Annotated in this window: 15 protein-coding genes and 1 tRNA gene; 9 read left to right on the top strand and 7 right to left on the bottom strand. The window is 63.4% G+C overall.

Going from position 1 to position 17,972, the window contains the following annotated elements; all coding sequences use genetic code 11:
* Positions 1-456 precede the first annotated feature (456 nt).
* Positions 457-1,185, bottom strand: a complete 729-nt coding sequence (locus FWD29_08075; protein MCL2803887.1) for an SDR family NAD(P)-dependent oxidoreductase — start codon at positions 1,183-1,185, stop codon at positions 457-459.
* A gap of 148 nt (positions 1,186-1,333) precedes the next feature.
* Between FWD29_08075 and FWD29_08070 the strand changes: the two genes are divergently transcribed.
* Together FWD29_08070 and FWD29_08065 are read left to right on the top strand one after the other, a co-directional pair.
* Positions 1,334-3,097 (top strand): hypothetical protein, encoded by a 1,764-nt coding sequence (locus FWD29_08070; GenBank protein ID MCL2803886.1) that lies wholly within the window; start codon positions 1,334-1,336, stop codon positions 3,095-3,097.
* Positions 3,098-3,109: 12 nt separating this feature from the next.
* Positions 3,110-5,419 carry a DEAD/DEAH box helicase gene (locus tag FWD29_08065; GenBank protein MCL2803885.1) on the top strand — a complete coding sequence of 770 codons (2,310 nt, stop codon included), beginning with the start codon at positions 3,110-3,112 and terminating at the stop codon, positions 5,417-5,419.
* Positions 5,420-5,507: 88 nt separating this feature from the next.
* On the opposite strand, the gene FWD29_08060 is transcribed toward FWD29_08065, so the two are convergent.
* The 6 genes from FWD29_08060 to FWD29_08035 all read right to left on the bottom strand — a co-directional run bounded on the left by FWD29_08060 (position 5,508) and on the right by FWD29_08035 (position 10,127).
* Positions 5,508-6,260 carry an NlpC/P60 family protein gene (locus FWD29_08060; protein ID MCL2803884.1) on the bottom strand — a complete coding sequence of 251 codons (753 nt, stop codon included), beginning with the start codon at positions 6,258-6,260 and terminating at the stop codon, positions 5,508-5,510.
* On the bottom strand, positions 6,257-6,616 hold the full coding sequence (locus tag FWD29_08055) for a pilus assembly protein (protein MCL2803883.1): 360 nt from the start codon (positions 6,614-6,616) through the stop codon (positions 6,257-6,259). The genes FWD29_08060 and FWD29_08055 overlap by 4 nt, the downstream gene beginning before the upstream one ends.
* Complete coding sequence (locus FWD29_08050) at positions 6,613-6,804, bottom strand: DUF4244 domain-containing protein (protein MCL2803882.1); 192 nt, start codon at positions 6,802-6,804, stop codon at positions 6,613-6,615. The genes FWD29_08055 and FWD29_08050 overlap by 4 nt, the downstream gene beginning before the upstream one ends.
* Before the next feature lie 118 nt (positions 6,805-6,922).
* A complete protein-coding gene (locus FWD29_08045; GenBank protein MCL2803881.1) occupies positions 6,923-7,879 on the bottom strand; it encodes a type II secretion system F family protein in 957 nt (318 codons plus the stop codon).
* Entirely contained in the window at positions 7,876-8,916 is a 1,041-nt protein-coding gene (locus tag FWD29_08040) for a TadA family conjugal transfer-associated ATPase (protein MCL2803880.1), read from the bottom strand. The genes FWD29_08045 and FWD29_08040 overlap by 4 nt, the downstream gene beginning before the upstream one ends.
* Positions 8,913-10,127 carry a hypothetical protein gene (locus FWD29_08035; protein ID MCL2803879.1) on the bottom strand — a complete coding sequence of 405 codons (1,215 nt, stop codon included), beginning with the start codon at positions 10,125-10,127 and terminating at the stop codon, positions 8,913-8,915. Before FWD29_08035 ends, FWD29_08040 begins: the two co-directional genes overlap by 4 nt.
* Positions 10,128-10,163: 36 nt before the next feature.
* Between FWD29_08035 and FWD29_08030 the strand changes: the two genes are divergently transcribed.
* The 7 genes from FWD29_08030 to FWD29_08000 all read left to right on the top strand — a co-directional run bounded on the left by FWD29_08030 (position 10,164) and on the right by FWD29_08000 (position 17,847).
* The gene (locus tag FWD29_08030) at positions 10,164-10,988 is read left to right on the top strand and encodes an HAD-IB family hydrolase (GenBank protein MCL2803878.1); all 825 of its coding nucleotides are present in this window, start codon (positions 10,164-10,166) and stop codon (positions 10,986-10,988) included.
* Positions 10,989-11,415: 427 nt separating this feature from the next.
* A complete protein-coding gene (locus FWD29_08025; GenBank protein ID MCL2803877.1) occupies positions 11,416-11,919 on the top strand; it encodes a phage holin family protein in 504 nt (167 codons plus the stop codon).
* On the top strand, positions 11,916-12,845 hold the full coding sequence (locus FWD29_08020; protein MCL2803876.1) for an alpha/beta hydrolase: 930 nt from the start codon (positions 11,916-11,918) through the stop codon (positions 12,843-12,845). Before FWD29_08025 ends, FWD29_08020 begins: the two co-directional genes overlap by 4 nt.
* A 230-nt stretch (positions 12,846-13,075) precedes the next feature.
* Positions 13,076-13,753, top strand: coding sequence for a Crp/Fnr family transcriptional regulator (locus FWD29_08015; GenBank protein ID MCL2803875.1), 678 nt, complete (start codon positions 13,076-13,078; stop codon positions 13,751-13,753).
* A 137-nt stretch (positions 13,754-13,890) separates the two neighbouring features.
* A complete protein-coding gene (locus FWD29_08010; GenBank protein MCL2803874.1) occupies positions 13,891-16,281 on the top strand; it encodes a transglycosylase domain-containing protein in 2,391 nt (796 codons plus the stop codon).
* A gap of 93 nt (positions 16,282-16,374) precedes the next feature.
* On the top strand, positions 16,375-17,349 hold the full coding sequence (locus tag FWD29_08005) for a metallophosphoesterase (protein MCL2803873.1): 975 nt from the start codon (positions 16,375-16,377) through the stop codon (positions 17,347-17,349).
* 424 nt (positions 17,350-17,773) lie between these two features.
* Positions 17,774-17,847, top strand: a tRNA-Pro gene (locus FWD29_08000).
* The last annotated feature ends 125 nt before the right edge of the window (positions 17,848-17,972 follow it).

Here is a 17,972-nt window from a genome sequence, read left to right as displayed (position 1 = left end):
TAGCTCTCAATTGTCCTGGCCTTGGCCGGGGACTCCACAATAACCAGCTTTCGGTTTGCCGGCACGACTCCTCCTCGCCGCAGAAACGAATACAGACCTACGGCCCAAGACGGTACCCCATCGAGGCAGACCTGCGCCCTCGACTATCACATAAGTGTCCTAGGCGTGCGGCCCAGCCAGAGCTCGGTTTCGCGGCTTGAGGGCTGGTCAAGACCTAGATCTGCGGCGAAACTGAGCTTTGGCTGACTCGACAGTGAGCGAAACCTCGGTTTCGCTGAAAATGTGGGGTTAATCTGTGCCAACGCCGCGAAACTGAGCTTTGGCTGACTCGACAGTGAGCGAAAGCTCGGTTTCGCTGAAAATGTGGGGTTAATCTGTGCCAACGCCGCGAGACTGAGCTTTGGCCTACTCGACAGTGAGCGAAACCTCGATCTCGCGGCAAAGGGACTGGCTGGACTAGGTGGTTGACCTTTCGAGCGGAGTCTTGACAGTGCCGACTTGGTCGCGGGCCAGGATCCACAATTGGTCTATCGAGACATGAGGCGGGCGGGAGGCAACCCACCGGATGGCTTCAGCCACGTCCTCAGCGCTGAGCGGTTCGACGCCTGCGTAGACGGCATCCGCCCTGGCCTGGTCGCCGTCGAAGCGGACCAGGGAGAACTCGGTCTGGACCAGTCCGGGATCGATCTGACTGACCGTGACGGGCTGGCCAGCCAGTTCGTGGCGTAGCGCTTCGGTTACAGCCCGTTGGCCAAATTTGGCGGCGTTATAGCCGCCGCCACCGGCATACGGCATGGTCGAGGCGATCGAACAAATGTTGATCACCCGGCCTTGCCCGCTGGCCACCAACAATGGCAAAAGCGCCCTGGTCATGCGCATTGTGCCAAGCACGTTGGTGTTGTACATCCACTCCCATTCTTCTTCTTTGGCCTCGACAATGGGTCGCAATCCCTTAGCCCCACCGGCGTTGTTGACCAGCAGGTCGACCCGGTCCAAGCCCTTGGCCAAAGCGGCCACCGAGGCCTCATCGGTGACATCGAGGTGTACTGCCTTGGCATTTGGTCCACCGGCATTGACCACTTGCTCGAGGCGATCGAGCCGGCGAGCCCCACAAATTACGCTCCAACCGTCACGAGCTAAGGCCACCACCGTGGCCGCGCCAATTCCGCTGGAGGCTCCTGTCACTACCGCAACTCTCACCTGATCACTTCCCTTCTGTGGCCATCAATCCAAATGTCACAATAGTGTCAACCAGCTTTGCCCTGTCGGTGTCATGCGGCACACTGGTACCTACTTGAGGCCACCGCCTCTAGGAACCAGAAAGGCTGAGATAGTGACGGCTCCTCCTAACAACCCGGAATCGTTCGGTCCAAATCAGGCCCCTAAAGGTGTGCCACCTGGTAACGAACCGCCCTCTCAGCCTGTGCCGCCGGGTTACGGCCCGCCAGCCGGCCAGGGTGTGCCACCGGGCCACGCGGCGCCGGTAGGTCATCAGTCGGCTCCGGTGGGCGGCATGACGCCTCCTCCCACTTGGACTGGCGCCGCACCGCCGGAACCGCCAAAGCGCCGGCGGCGTGGCATTTTGGTGGCGGCGGCCTGCGTGGTGGCTTTGGTGCTGGCCGGCGGTGGGGCCTTCGCTTTCTTCAAACTGCGCGGCTCCGGCGGCGCCGCATCGCCGGAAGATGCCGTTGTCTCCTTCCTCAACGCGGCCGCAACTTTGGATGTGACCAAGACCGCGGCCACGCTGGCGCCCTCGGAGCGAGCCTGGATCTCCGTGACCGACCTGGCCCCGAACCTACCCACCTTGGACAAGATCGCCTCGAATGATCAGGCCGACCAACTCAGCCAGTCCCTGGTCAAGGCCCGTGATTCGATCAAGATCGAGTTCAAGGACGTCAAAGTCGAATCTGAAGAGCTGGTGCCAACGGTGCAACGGTCAGTTGTGACCGGTGGGTCGATCAGCGTCGAATGCACCGACCCGGACGCATTGGCCCAGGCCGCTCTCGATTTCGCCGCCAGTGTTTCAGAGCTGGCCAACTACCTTAACCCTTCAAACGGCTTTGACGAATTCGACTTCGAGGCGCCTAGCGGCGCCCTTGGCGACAACGTGCCTTCTAAAGATGAGATTGTCGCTGCCATAAACGACAATCTGCCCTATCAAGGGCCAGTTGCCCAGGTCCTTAGTGCGGCCGGAATCGACGAGTTCTTCCTGGTGACAGTGGAAGAAGACGGCCAGTGGTTCACCTCCATGTCAATGACCGCGGCGCAATATGTCTGGGAGGCGGCCGGTATGGACAATGCTGACCTTGGCCAGGTGGTGCCAGCCGACAAGATGGTCAAATACTCCAATCCCGAAGACGCTGTCAAGGGCTACTACGAGGCCCTTTTGACCTTCGCCGAGGATCTTGATGCGACCGAATTCGCCCGCCACCTAGCCCCGGCTGAGTCGCGTCTGCTGGCGGTTTACGGCCAACCGCTGTTGTCCACCTCTGCCGACGGTATGCCACCGGGCACAATCATGCTCGACGAGCTAGAGGTCAAACAACTCGATTCGACCTCCCAGGTGGCCCGCGTTGGGATTGAGAGCCTCAAACTGGCCATTTCCACAGGCAATTCCAGAATTTGGGCCAAGGTCAACCAGGACGGCTCCAAGTGGATCATGGACATTGAGGCTGAAGGGACCGGCCATTACTCCATCACCTGGGACGCCAAGGACGCCAAAAGTGCCGAACTGAAACTAGACGCCGAGGCCGACGGGGATGAGATCTCCTTCACAGCTGAGGTGTCGCTGGGCGGTGACGGATCGTTCGAGGGCAGTTTCGAAGCCAATATGACCACCTACTGGGGAGACCCAGAGACGGTTTCGGGATCAATTTCGATCAAGGATGACGAAGTCACTTACGACTTAGACGACCCGCGCAGCGAGCCGAGGCAAGGCAGCCTGACCGTGCCTGGGCTGTCTTCGTCTTTGGCGCTGCTGCCGGCGCTGCCAACGCCTCAGACGCTGACCTCAACCACAGCGCTGAAAGCTTCCGATGGCTGGCACGTCTCGATTGTTGGCAGCCTGATTGGAGCGGTGCTGCCGCCCAAGGGCTGAGTCTTTGGGCCAATGAACCGGTTGGTCCAGGCCCTCGGCCAGACCGAGGACCGCCAGCGCTGCCTGGTCAATCTGCGGGTGACACCAGCCAAGCAGGGGGCCCAGGCGCCCTGGCCTGACTGGCTGGGGGACGAGGTGACCCAGGCCTATCAGGCTCGCGGCCTAGACCAGCCTTGGCGCCACCAAGTCGAGGCCATGGAGTTGATTCACGCCGGGCGCCATACTGTGATCGCCACTGGCACCGGCAGCGGCAAGTCACTGGCTTTTTGGGCCCCGCTGCTGGACGCATGTTTACCCACCGACCCACTGGGCGACATCGGCGCGGTGGCCAAGCAGCCAACTGTGCTTTACCTTGCCCCAACCAAAGCCCTAGCAGCTGATCAGCTGGCCGCCCTGGGCGCCACTCTGCGAGCCGGCGATCTTCAAACCGCCGTCACCACCTGTGATGGGGATTCGGGCCGCGAGCTGCGTCAATGGGCTCAGGCCAAGGCTTCGATTGTCCTGTCGAACCCGGACTACCTGCATTTTTCGATGCTTCCACGCCACCACCAGTGGGCTCGGTTCTTACGCTCGCTGCGTTTCGTCGTGGTGGACGAGGCTCACGCCTACCGCGGGGTCAGCGGCGGCCATGTCTCGATGGTTCTGCGCCGGCTGCGCCGCCTGGCGGCCAATCTGGGGACCGAGCCGCAGTTCCTTTTCGCCAGTGCCTCCTTGGCCGAGCCGGCAGCTGGGGCAGCCCGGCTAGCCGGTCTCGATGAAGCCACAGTGGCGGTGGTCAGTGATGACACGGCCGATGCCGGCGAGCGCACCGAGGTCATGTGGAAACCGTTGGCCAAGGACCAGCAGGGCAAGGTTTTGCGCCAACCGGCCGGCGCGGCGGCGGCAGAGTTGGCTGCCGGCCTGACAGACCTTGGCGCCCGCAGTGTGGTTTTTGTCCGCTCACGGTTCGCCGCAGAGTCAGTCGCTCAGTCGATCCGCCAACTACTGCCCAAGGCCAAGGCGGCGCGGGTGGCGACCTACCGGGGCGGCTACTTGGCTGAAGACCGCCGGGCCTTGGAACAGGGCCTGCGCCAGGGTTCCCTGCTGACGGTAGTGGCCACCTCGGCCCTGGAACTGGGCATCGATATTGCCGGCCTGGACGCGGTCATTACGGCCGGCTGGCCGGGCACACGGGTGGCGCTGGCCCAGCAGCTAGGCCGGACCGGGCGGGCCGGCGCCAATGGTTTGGCCGTCTGGGTGGCCGGGACCGATCCGTTTGACTCTTATCTAGTTGACCACCCCGAGGCCCTCTACGACGCGCCCTTGGAGGCCAGCGTCTTTGACCCGGCCAACCCGTATTTGCTGGCGCCGCATTTGTCTGCGGCCGCCGGCGAACTACCTCTAACCAAGGCCGATGGTCGCTTTTTTGGCCCGGCCATGGCAGGCGTAGTCGACCAGCTGGTCACCTTGGGCGTGCTGCGGCACCGGCCCACCGGTTGGCATTGGCTACCCCCAGACTCCCCGACTCTGCTGACCGACCTGCGCGGCGCTGGCGGCCACAGCGTCGACCTAGTCGAAGACCAAACTGGCCGAGTCCTGGGCAGCGTTGATCGCGGTCGCGCCCCGGCCACAGTCCACCCTGGCGCTGTTTATCTGCACCAAGGCGCCAGTTTCCTGGTTGAGACCTTGGATTTGGAAGCCTTAGTGGCCGTGCTTAAGCCGGCCCGTCCGCCCTACCGCACTATGCCGATCAGCCAGTCGACGCTGCGTGTGGCCGATGACGTCCGCTGCGTTGAGGAGGCCGGCGCCTCTTGGCATTTTGGCCGGGTCGAGGTGGTTGACCAAGTGGTTGGCTACCAGCGTCTGAGCAATGATGGCCTAGGCCGTTCCGCCACCATTCCGCTGGAACTACCAGCCGATTCGCTCAACACCACAGCAGTTTGGTGCCTGCCCACGGCCGAGGCCATTAGTCAGCTTGGCCCGGAGCTACTGCCGGCCGCCCTCCACGGGGCCGAACACGCAGCCATTGGGCTGATGCCCTTGCTGGCTGCCTGTGACCGCTGGGATCTGGGCGGGCTGTCAATTCCGGCGCACCCCCAAACCGGCGGGGCCACCATATTCATCTATGACGGTGTGCCCGGTGGGGCCGGGTTAGCCGAGCGGGCTTTTTCCCGGCGGCGAGAACTGCTCCAGGCCACCGAGGCCAGGCTGGCCCAATGCGACTGCGATGAAGGCTGTCCCAGCTGTGTTCAGTCACCCAAATGCGGCAACGCCAACCAAATCCTGTCAAAGCCCGGAGCTTTGGCCTTGGTCAGGGCCATGCTCCAGGGGGTTGGTGAATAGTGCGCGTCGAAGCGAGGCGCCGCCTGAGGCAACGGCAGCCGGCGGGAATTTTTCACCAGCCCTCTTGGGTCTCCAGCCAAACAGTCTTCTAGTATCTGCCGGCCAACTCGGTGGTGCCAGCCCAACGGATCGGAACCTCACGGACCAGTTTGCCCCGGCTGGGGGCCTCGACCATCATGCCGTTGCCGGCGTATAGCGCGACGTGGTGAACGCCGGTCGAATCGATCCAGAAGATCAAGTCACCAGGCCGCATTTGCCCGGGTGGCACCTTGGTGGCGGCGTTGTACTGATCCTGGGCCACGCGGGGTATCTGCTTGCCCACGGCTTTGAGATAGGCCATTTGGACCAGACCTGAACAGTCAAAGCCGTTAGGACCCGTGCCACCCCAAATGTAGGGCTTGCCGATTTGTTGGCGGGCCCAGTCCAGGGCCGCCAGCGCGGCTAGGTCGCTTGAATTTCCGGCTCCGCCTGACCCGACGAATCCTGGTGGTGGCCCGGCCACGGCCTTGGCCCGGCCAACGCCTCCAGGCCAGGACCTGACCGTGACAGCAGCCTCAACTGTGACGCGACCTTGCCCGGCCCCACGGCAGTTGGTCAACTCGGTCTGGTTGGCCCGGGCCACGGCCTGGCCGTGGCCGCAAGCTTGGCTGATGGTGGCGCCATCGATCAGATCCTGGGCGGCGGCCAGGGCGGCCAAATCGGCCGCCGTTTGGGCGGCCCAGCGGCTCTGACTGGCGCCAACAAGACTGCTCAAGGCGGTCATGGCGAATAGCAGGACACAGGCCAGCCCGGCCGCCAGGATGGTGCCCGAACCGGCCTCGCCGCCCTCCTTCAGCCTCACCGACAGCCCCGGTCTGGTTCACATGAGCTCACCGCCGTAGCGCTGGCCTTCAGTCTTAGACCAAATAGGGTCGAGGCCAGGGTGCCTACGGGCTTATCAACCCGGACTTTGACCTGACCGTCCCTCCGCTCGATCCTGACCGTGACGTCACTGCCAGCCAGTTCGGTGGCGGTGGCTTTGATTGAGTCGTTGGCCAGGCCCAGGGCCGCCGCCCGGGCGCCAGCCCGGGCAGCATTGGCGCAGCTGATCTGGCTAATCGCGGCGGTGCCCAAAACCAGAATCATGGCGGCCAACGCCACCACCGCCGGCAGGGCCAGGGCCAGTTCGACCGTGACCCCGCCGCGCTCAGACCTCACAGCGATAAGGCTCTTTCCACAATCGAGGTTAACCAGCCCCGCACCGCCTGGGACTGCAATATCGCCAACAGCAGCCCGGCAAAGCCGGCTGCTGCCAGAATGGCGATGGCGTATTCAGCCGTGACTCCGCCAGCCTGATCCCTCCAGGCGATCCAGACCCTTTCGTCAAGATTCCTAAGTGGCCTCATGGCCCCTCCTTTCCTAGGCACTAACCAAAGCCTGAACTAAAGCGGCGAATCCCGTTTTGCTAAGGCCTAGCGACTGTGGACAAGGCTCGAAGCGGCGTTATTTCACCCTCAGCTGTCACTAGAACGTGGTCAGGCTGGCGGCCAACGAGATGATCAGCGGCGCCAAGCCCAGGGCCATAAAGGCCGGCAGGTAGCACAACCCGAGTGGCGCCATTAGCGTCACTGAAAGGCGAGCCGAGGCCTTGACACAGCGTTGTCGCTCGGCCCTGAGGACCGAGGTCTTCAGCGCCCGCAAGAGCCCACCGCAACGCACACCGCTGCGCCAACTCAGCCAAAGCGCCCGTTCAACTCCCGCCAACACCTGTCCGCCGGCCTGACCCCGCCAGGCTTCCTCCCATTGGCAGCCGGTTTCAAGGGCCGTACCAACTTGGGCCAAGGCCCGTCCGGTGACCCCGGGCCAAGCCCTGCCGGCGGCACATAGGGCTGGCCCAATGGGCAGCCCGGCACTGAGCGCCGCCACCAGGACGTCAATCGCCACCAGCCCATCAAGGTCGATCCGGCCGGCGGCCCGGCGTAACAGCAGGCTGCTCCAGGCCCGCCCCAGCAGCATCAGCGTCAAGCCCACCACCAAGGCCAAGGTGCCCGGGCCGGCATCGGACAACACTGCCAGGACGTTTACGCCCATAATCAGGCCCAAGCCCAACCCAGCCAAGGGCAAAAACTGCAGCATCCGGGCGCTGGCTTTGGGGCCAGCGACGGCCGCCTCCATGGCCTCGGCCGTGTCCTGGTGGGCTTGGATCGACTCGATTAGCGAAGTCAGCATGTCGCCAATGGCGCAACCAACCGAAGTCGAAATCTGGTCAATGGCACAAACCGCGGTGGCATAGGTGGCCAGCGGACCACTGGCGACCTGGCCGGCCCAGGCCTCCAAGCCACCTTGGCCGGCTCCTTTTTCAGAGCCAAGCAGGGGTTGCCAGACGGCCGGAGGGGCCAAACCAGCCCTGGACATTTCCGCCACCTCTCTCAGGGCCTGGGCCAGACCCTCCAGCGTGACCGGCTGGCTGGGGGCCGTCATAGGTCAGGTTCCGGCCCCGGCCTGGTGGGTTGTGGCAGTCGCCACCGGCACAGGTGGGCCAGGCGATTCCAGCTGGGGCCCGGTGCCACACCGTCGTCAGTGACAGATGCGGCCGGCCTGGCCACCAGATCATCCCCGCACAGTTCCAGCGCCGCGATCTCCGTCACCCGCCGGCGGGGCGAGCCGCGATCTCGGGCCACATGCACCACCGCAGCCAAGGCGGCGTCTGCCTGGGCGGCCACCGTGGCCCGGTCGAGGCCGGCCAGCGAGCCAAGGGCGGCTAGCCGTGCCGGCACGTCGGTTGGAGAGTTGGCATGAATAGTCCCACACGAACCCTCGTGGCCGGTGTTCAAAGCGGTTAGCAATTCGCGCACCTCGGCGCCGCGGCACTCGCCAACCACTATCCGGTCCGGGCGCATTCGGAGAGCCTGGCGGACCAAACTGGTCAGGTCGAAGGCACCTTTGCCTTCAGAGTTGGCTGTGCGGGCTTCCAGGCGAACACAATGCGGGTGGGCGGTGGCGATTTCGGCCGCCTCTTCAATCAGGACAATCCGCTCCTCGGCCCCCACCAGTCCCAGCAAGGCGGCCAGCAGCGTGGTCTTGCCCGCCCCGGTGGCACCGGAGACTAGGAAGTTGACCCGGGCCTTGACTAGACCTGTGATCAGCTCGGACACCTCGTGGCTGATGGCGCCGCTTTGGACCAGCCGCTCCAGCGACAGGCCCTGGCGTCTGAGCACCCTGAATGAAAGCAGTGGACCGCCGGACGCAATTGGCGGTAGGACCGCGTGCAGACGCAAACCCCCTGGCAAGTTGACATCAACGGCAGGGCAGGCATCATCCAGCCTTTGACCACCTTGGGCGGCCAGCCTTGTGGCCAGGGCCCTAATCTGGTTGGCGTCACCGAGGTGGACTGCCATTCTTCTTAGGCCCTCAAGTCCATCCACCCAGACCGCGTCCGGTCCGTTGACCAGGACGTCAGATACCCCTTCGGCTCGGAGAAGGGCCAGCAGAGGGGCTGGGGCGGCCAGTTCGCTCACCAGTCCTCCGCGAAGGCGGCCGGTTCAAAGTGCGGCTCCCGATGCCGGCGGTGGCGTTGCGACCTGGTGATTTGCTTTGTAGGCGGAGCCCTGAGCGCCAACTGACGTTGCAGGTAGTGGCCAGCCCAACTGCTCAAGGCGCCGCGTGGTCTGTCACCGGGGGTCAGGCCGTGGGTGGCGTCCGCCGCCAGGTTTCGTTCATTGCCCAAGACCAAGACTTGCTCAATCCGGCTGGCGCCAACGGCCCGTTTGGCCCCGGCCGGACCGGCCCCACCTTTGACTGGCCGCAGAGCTAAACACGGTTTGAGCCCAACTTGAGCGACTTCACTGACCACCGCCTGAGCTGCGGCCAACCCAGGCGAATCGTCGCGCGCCACGATCACCACGTGGTCACACCAGGTGGCCACCCGCCAGGGCCCGCCAGGGCCGGCCACCGCGCTGTCGATTACCGTCAGGCCGTCGCCCGTCTCCTGTTCCCACTGGTCAAGCACCTGACGCAGGCGATGGGCGCTTTCACTGCGACCTATTGAACCAAGACCAGCTAGCACACTGACACCATGCCAACTTGGCAATGAGGCCCAGGCCACACCCCATTTGCCCAGGGCCTCTGCCCAGGTACCACCACTGGCCAGCCCCAGGATTTGGGCCAGCCGGGCACCGGAGCCGTCGAAATCCACCAACCGCACGGTCCGACCGCCGCTGCGCGCTTGGCGGGCCAAAACAGCGGCCAATGAGGACGCGCCCACCCCGCCGTGGGCCCCCATCACCATGATCCGTTTCGAGGCCGGCCGCGGTGCTGCCAAGGATTCGACCAGTCGCACCAAACTGGCGGTGTCCCGCGGCAGCACCAGGCATTGACCAAACTCACTGGCCGGACCCTCGCCCAAGGCGGCGCTGACCAGTTGAGTCGAACCCAGCTGGGCGATCCGCTGGGCGATTCCCTCCGGCGCATCGGCCCCAACTACCACCAAGGCCGGCGCTGCCTCGCCGAAGCCGAGCCCGGCTTGTTCGGCGCTAAGATCATTAGCCAGGTAGGGCTGACCGCCGCCTTCTGTCACCGCCGCGGCCGCGGCTGCGGCCAGGGCCTGATCTGAACTGACGATGACAACTCTGGCTGGGGGCTGGTGATCCATTGTCACAGCGTCCTCTATTTGGTCTATTCGCGCCGGGTCAATTGGGTTGGCCTGTGGATGACGCTTGGCCCTTGACATCTGCCACAATTTCCACAGACAACTTTGAGGGGGGATATGAGCCAGCCACGGCCCAAGGCCGCAGCCTTCTTTGACCTGGACAAGACCATCTTGGCGACCGCCTCGTCAGCCGCTTTGACCAGACCATTCATGCGGGCGGGTCTCGCCAATAAGCGTTCGGTGGCACGCTCGGCCTACGCCCAGGCGGCCTACCAATTGGGCAATTCGACGGCTGATCAGACTGACCGTTTGCGTACAGTACTGGGCGAGATGGTGATTGGCTGGGAGTCGCAACTGGTCGTGGCCACCACCACGGCCGCCCTAGACAAGGTGATTGCTCCACAGGTCTTTACCGGCGCCGCCCAGCTCATCAGCCACCACCGACAAGCTGGCCTGGACATTGTCATTTGCACTGCCGCGGCCAAAGAGGTGGCAGAGCCAATCGCCACCATGCTCGGTGCTGGCCACGTCCTGGCCACCGAAATGGAGGCCGACCAAGGCCGCTTTACCGGTCAAATCGCTTACTTCAACTACGGCCCGGCCAAAGCCCAGGCTATGTCCGAGCTAGCCCTGCAACAGGGATACGACCTGGCCGCCTGTTACGCCTATTCGGATTCGATCACCGATCTACCAATGCTGCGGGCGGTTGGACACGCCGTAGTGGTCAACCCATCGAAAGAGCTGCGCCACATAGCCGAGGAAGCCGGCTGGGAGGTGGCCCGGTTTTCCACTCCAAGGCCAATCCAACGCCGCCGGCTGAGGCTTGGTCTGGTGTGGGCGGCCAGTTTGGTTGCGACAGCCGTGGCGGCTGGTGCAGTGACCTGGATTCTGCGGCGCAGCCCCGAATCAAACGAAGTGCGGCCGGGCCCAGACCTGCTCTAGGCGCCCGCCTTTTCCGACTCCTGAGTGTTTTCCCAGCCGCAATAATCAAGTTTCAATAACGGACGCGCGCTTTCGTTAGTACAAAGCCGGAAAATGTGGTTAGATCGACGTATCTATGTGCCTGCTGCCTCTCTTCGCAGGGCCATCAAATCCAGCGTTTTGGCTTGTCAAGGCCTATGCGAATGTGGTACAAAGGAGGCTACAACACAGCGGGCGAACAGGAACCCACGCACGTATTAACCTACGTTAAGGGCTTGCTGGCGGGGTTCCCCGTATCAGCAATTGGATTGCGCGATTGATAACCTGTTCGCTCGCTGTTTCTTTGTTTCGGGAGCCTGACTCAAGGCCCGCGCGGGGCTCGGCTTGATGGTGGCGGTTAAGCTAGTCTCAGCCCTAACCCACCTGTAACGCTCCAAGGAGTCACGCCATGGCTGGTAGACCACTTGCCGAAATCATTCAAGGCGCCACCGAACAGGCCCGCGCCGTGGCCCAGGGCACCGTCGAACTGGTCAAGGCCCAATTGAGCCGGGATGGCAAACTCTTGGCGGCTGGATCCGGGCTGATGGTAGGCGCCCTAGTCTTTGCCACCTGTATCCCGCCTCTGCTAGTGGCGGCCCTGGTCTGTGGTCTGGTGGCGATGGGGTTTTGGCCCTGGGCGGCCTGCCTCATCGCCGTCGCTCTGGTCGTGTTGATCTGCGCCGGTACCGCGTTGGCAGCCAAGGCGATTTTGAAGCGGGCGGGTAAGGGCTCTCGCCAAACCCTCGATCAGGTCAAGGCCTCGGTGGCGGCTTTCCAAGGTACGGCGGCGCCAAGGACTGAGGCTGGTGCCGAAGGCCAGGCTGGTGCCGAAGGCCAGGCCGATGACGCAGACCTGACCAGCGCCAAGGACAAAGCCGGTGCCGCGGAACCTGGGGACGAATCGGCCCAATGAGAACCCAACCCCCAGCTGCCAGTGATTTCAGTGCGGCCCTGGTTGACGGGCCTTGGGAACACCAGATGGTGGCAGCGCGGGCTCTGCGTTTTCACGTCGCCTCAACCGGGCCCGCAGACGGTCCCTTAGTCATTCTGATCCACGGAGTGCCGCAGTTTTGGTGGTCAATGCGCCATCAGCTGCAAGCCCTGGGGCAGGCCGGCTACCGGGCTGTGGCCATGGACCTGCGAGGCTGCGGCGCCAGTGACAAACCACCGGAGGGCTACGCCCTGCCAATGCTGGCCCGAGACGTGGCCGGAGTTATCACCGCCCTGGGGGCAGACAAGGCCGCCGTGGTGGGACACGGCCTTGGTGGCATGGTGGCCTGGACCATGCTCAGCCAGGCCCCGAGCGTGCTTTTGGGCATTGCGCCAATCGCTGCGGTCCACCCTGGCACCCGCAAGCCGATCCGGGCCCTGGTGGTCTCCCCCAGGGCGCTGGCCCAGATCGCCGCCCTACGCATGCCCAAATTCACCCTTTCGGCGGCCCGGCGCGGCTATCTAGTGGGAAAACTCGTGACCACCTGGGCCGAGCAACCGGCTTGGCTTGACCCCTACTCCCTTGGGCTCTACCAGCAGGTTATGGCGATACCAAGTGCCGCCGAACGGGCGGCTGAGTTGATGCGCTTGGCGTTACGCCCGCGCTGGCGCGCCGCCGGGCGGCGTTTCGCCGCCAGTACGCGGGTTAGGGCCCAAGTGCCGGTGCTGCATATTCAGGGCAATATGGATCACTTGCTTGACTATCAGGCAGTTGCCGAACCATCCTTTGGCGGTTCTGACTACCACTTCGCCTGTCTCGATGGCATTGGCCATTTCCCGCCGGAAGAAGCACCAGAGCAGGTCAACCAGGCCTTGCTCGACTGGCTGCCTGCCGTGGCCAGCAGCTAAGGCCGATGCCAGACCTCGGTTTCGCGTCGAATGGGATTGTGTCAAAGCCCGACCTGGCGGGTCGGGGGGCGGCGTCGCGGCGAGGGATCGGGCACAATAGGCTTGATTGTTCGAATTTCGCCCCGGGCACAAGTGATTGTTCATTAGCCCCCGAGGCCAGTGTTACCAGGCATTGTCCTAGAGGCGGTGTGGGTTGGACCACACCAGGTACAAGATAGGTGGTTACCTCATTGGATTCGAAGATCATCCGTTCGGCCGGGCTTTTTGGTGGTTTGAGCGAAGATGCGGCCACGAGTCTGCTAGCAGCCATGACTCCGATGCGGCTGGCCCGGGGCCAGGTGCTGTTCAGGCACGGTGAAACAGGCGATCGCCTGTACCTGATCCAGACCGCCAAGATCAAGCTGGGCACGCCCTCACCTGACGGCAGGGAGAATCTGCTGGCCGTGCTGGGGCCGGGTGAAATGGTGGGCGAGCTGACCCTTTTCGATCCGGGACCGCGCACCGCCACTGCTACCGCCGTCATGGCCGGCAAAGTCCTCGAGCTTTCCCACGCCGGCATGGTCGCCTGGCTGTCTCAGAATCCAACTGCCGCCCGGCAACTATTGGCGGAAATGGCAGGCCGGCTACGCCGCACCAACGATGCGCTTTCCGACATGATCTTCACCGACGCACCAGGCCGGATCGCCAAGACGCTGATTGATCTGGCCGAACGCTTCGGCGAGCCGACCGATCACGGCATCCAAGTCACCCACGGCCTGACGCAGGAAGAACTGGCCCAGCTGGTTGGCGCTTCACGCGAGACAGTCAATAAGGCCCTAAACGGCTTTGTTGCCCGTGGTTGGATCAGACTTGAGGGCCGCGGCTGCGTTCTGTTAAACCTTGAACAGCTGGGACAACGCGCCCGCTAAGCCAAATGCCGGCCCCCGCTTGGCATGCCAACCGGTGAGACGGCATCGGACAAGAAGAGCTGGCCCAAACACGTAGGCTGTTACGTTCTAGGAAAACTACTCTTGCCATGCCCGGCCTGGGCTTTTACCCTTGGCCCATGCGCTCGGGCTGGAAGCGCTTTGGCAAAGGTATGGCAAAGTGGCTTGGCGGCGTCCTGACGGTGGTCGTGGCGTCTGTGACCTCCGGTTTGTTGGCGTCTGGATTTTTCCTGCCAGCTATTGACGCGGCTAGTTTGGCCACGTCTGATGCCGAGTACCTATTCGAGGCCCTACCAGAGGATTTACAGGTCTCTGAATTAGCTCAGTCCAGCTATATTTACGCCGCCGATGGCACTCTCCTGGCCACCTTCTATTTCCAGGACCGCACCGAAGTGCCGCTGGACCAAATCTCTCCCTACATGCAGCATGCCGTGGTTGCCCTAGAGGACCGACGCTATTACGAGCACGTTGGCGTGGATTGGGCTGGTATGGCCCGAGCCCTGGTCTCCAATGCCCTTGGTACCAAGGTCCAAGGCGCTTCCACGCTGACCCAGCAGTACGTCAAGAACCTACTGATCAACACCGCAGTTGTTCGCGGCGACATGGCTGGCGCCCTAGAAGCCCAAGAGGTCTCTTACCAGCGCAAGATTCGCGAAGCCAAAATGGCTATCACGCTGGAAAAACGCCTGTCCAAGGAAGAAATTCTTGAAGGCTATTTGAACATCGCCCAGTTTGGGCCGTCCCAATACGGTGTTGAATCCGCCGCCCGGTTTTACTTTGGCGTCCACGCCGCCGATCTAACGCCAGTCCAGGCCGCCACGATCGCCTCGACCACCCAGTCCCCTAACGGCAATGACCCGGTCAACCATCCCGAAGCCAACCAATTCAGACGGGACGCGGCCCTCAGCCGGATGCTGGAGATGGAATTCATTTCCCAGGAGGAATTCGATGAGGCAGTTGCCCAAGACGTCCAGGACACCCTCAACATCACCCCATCGCCCACGGGCTGCGCCTCGGCCGCAGCCTTTTCCGGGGCAGCCTTCTTCTGCGACTACGTCGTAGCTGAGATCCGCTCGAGCGAAGAATTTGGCGCATCGCAGCGCGAGCGCGACGATCTGCTTCGCCGTGGCGGACTGCGCATCACCACAACTCTTGACCTGACACGCCAAGCTCAGGCCCTAGAGGCCGTCACCGGGACCATCCCGATTGAAGACGGTTCGGGTGTGGGCATGGCCATAACGGCGGTCGAACCGGGTACCGGCAAGATCGTGGCCATGGCTCAAAACCGTGAATACGGCGAACCGACCGACACTAACCCCCGGGCCACGATTGTCAATTACAACGTTGACAGATCCTATGGTGGTTCCTCCGGATTCCAGGCCGGGTCGACTTTCAAGCCGTTCACCTTGGCCGAATGGCTGATCGACGGCCATTCCTTGAGGGATTCTTTCGACGCCTCGCGCACCAGCTACAACAACACCAGGTGGAAGGCCCGGTGTGTTGATGGCGGGGTCATGGTCCAAACTAGATGGTCCGTGCGTGGGGCCGGTGGCAAGTCTGTCAACGCCCTGACGGCCACCGCCAATTCGATCAACGGCGCCTATGCCGCCATGGAATACCAACTCGACCTTTGCGACATCACAGACCTAACCAAGTCGATGGGGATAGAGCGGGCCGACGGTGAAGATTGGGCCATGACACCGGCCATGGTGCTGGGCACCAACGAGGTCTCCCCCCTGGCCATGGCCGCTGCTTACGCCACCTTCGCCGCTGGTGGCGTCTACTGCCGGCCCCAGTCCATCGCCGAGGTGGTCACGGCCGCCGGCGACTCGCTGAAACTCGCTGGACCGCAATGCCAGGAGGTAATGGATTCTGGCGTGGCGGCGGCGGTTTCGGTGGCTCTGAAGGGCGTGATTGACCACGGCACTGGCACGCGGGCCAGGATCTACGATGGGCGCGACCAGGCCGGCAAGACCGGCACTACCGACTCCCATGTGGCGGTCTGGTTCGCCGGCTACACCGCGCAACTGGCAGCCGCGGTCTGGGCTGGCCACCCGGAGGGCAACGTCCCGATGACCTCGCTGACCATCAACGGGGTTTTCCTGGGCTCACCTATGGGCGGCACCCTGCCGGCCGGGACCTGGGGTCGCTTTATGAACAACGCTATGTCTGGGCTGGAGCATGTCGCTTTTGCCCAACCTCCCAGGCATTTGGTTGTGCCCAAGACAGTCAAGGTGCCGGACCTAACCGGTATGACGCTCGAGCAAGCCGCCAAGGCGCTGAGTGAGGCTGGGCTTGCCGTTGGCATTGCCACCGAAATGTTCTCCGACCAACCAATTGGTCTGATTTACCTTCAAGACCCGCTGCCCGGCGCCGAGGTTATCCCCGAGGTGGGCGCCAATATGGTTAATGTCCTAGTTTCGAAGGGGCCCGAACCGCCGGTGCAACCGCCGCCCGCGAAACCGACTCCACCGCCAACTAAGCCACCGCCGCCTCCGGCAGTCCCGTGAACCAGCCGGTCCGCCAGGGCCGCTGCCCGGCCTTTTGCCTGGACCAACTGGGCCGCCTGGCTCACCGGTCAGGCGAGCAGTAATGTGACCTCCGTGAAGCTTGTTCGGGCCGGTGGAGCTGTGTTTGGCCTGGGCCTGGCCAGCCTTGGCTACGCCTTGGCCGAGGCCAACTGGTTCGCTCTGCGGCGCTATGAGGTGCCGGTTTTGCCGCCTGGCACAGCGCCGGTCAAGCTGCTGCATCTTTCCGATCTGCACTTGGCTTCTGGCCAGGGGCGTAAGGCCGCCTGGGTGGCGGCTCTAGGGCGCCTTCAGCCTGATCTTGTTGTCACCACTGGGGACAACCTCTCCTCGGCCAACGCCTTCGACCGGCTGGCCCAGGCGCTAGGGCCACTGCTTGAGCTTCCAGGTGCCTTTGTCTTTGGCTCGAATGACTATTTCACCGCGGCACCGAAGAATCCACTGGCTTACCTTTGGCGCGACTCGCGCACCCCTGGCTGGCGCCAGCCTGACCTGCCGGTGGCTGAGTTGCGCCGTTTCTTGACCCAGGCCGGCTGGTTCGACCTCAACAACGCCCGGGCGTCATTTGCCTGTGCCGCTGGCCACCTGTCCTTGATAGGCCTGGGTGATCCGCATTTGAACCTTGACCGGGAGCCGGCGCCCCGGCCGGCGCCCGCACCAGTTGGCACCCAACCGGTGTTGGCCACAATTGGTCTGGTTCACGCTCCATATCGCCGTGCCATCAAGACTCTGGTGGCAGCCGGCGCCGGCCTGGTCGTGGCCGGGCACACCCATGGTGGTCAGGTAGCCCTGCCGGGGCATGGCGCGCTGGTGACCAATTGCGATTTGCCGGCCCGTTTTGCCAAAGGCCTTCATCCGGTGGATTCGCCTGGACTCTTAGGCACTCCCGCGCCCGATGCCGGCCCTGGCTTCATTCATGTCTCGGCCGGTCTTGGGACCTCGCCTTATGCCCCAATTCGCCTCGCCTGCCGGCCTGAGGCCAGCTTGCTGACGCTGGTCAGCGCGGGCCACCGTGTTGGGCAACCAATGCCCCTTCCGTCGCGAGACTGAGGTTTGACAAAAGCAACCGGGGCGAGTCGCGCCGACGCTCGCGTTGGTGAACCAGTCGACTGCTTTTCCAATGAGTTTGCGGGGTGACAAACACATTGCCCAGCCCGGCATCGGCATCGGCATCGGCACGCTCCCTATGCCGCGACGCGACAGGGAGGTCTGGCTTGTTCGGCAAGTCGCGCAATCGGACAGTCCGGTAGGGCTGAATCAGGACCGGCTTTTCGGCCTGTGGCCCACCTGGTCGGCTAAGCTGTGTTCGCCCTGGGGGTGCAACCTATACCCCTAGGAGCGTTCGCCTTGCCTGATCCGAGTAAACTCGGTCAGGCGAGGCTCACTAGCCTCACGGGGTGTATGGCTACACCCTGTCGGGCGTTCGCCTTGGCTGATCCGAGTAAACTCGGTCAGGCGAGGCTCACTAGCCTCACGGGGTGTGGCGCAGCTTGGTAGCGCGCTTCGTTCGGGACGAAGAGGTCGTGGGTTCAAATCCCGCCACCCCGACGAATGTGATGTCTCGGGACATAGGAAACCGGTGAACCCACGAAACGTGGGTTCGCCGCGTTTTTGTCTAGCCTTGTGGTTGATAGTTCCTGGTGGGATCGAGTACTAGTTGACGGAGTATTTCT

The sequence above is a fragment of the Micrococcales bacterium genome (assembly GCA_009784895.1).
Lineage (GTDB): Bacteria > Actinomycetota > Actinomycetes > Actinomycetales > WQXJ01 > WQXJ01.
Note: the sequence above shows the minus strand (reverse complement) of the source record. Positions and strands in the feature narration are given on the sequence as shown.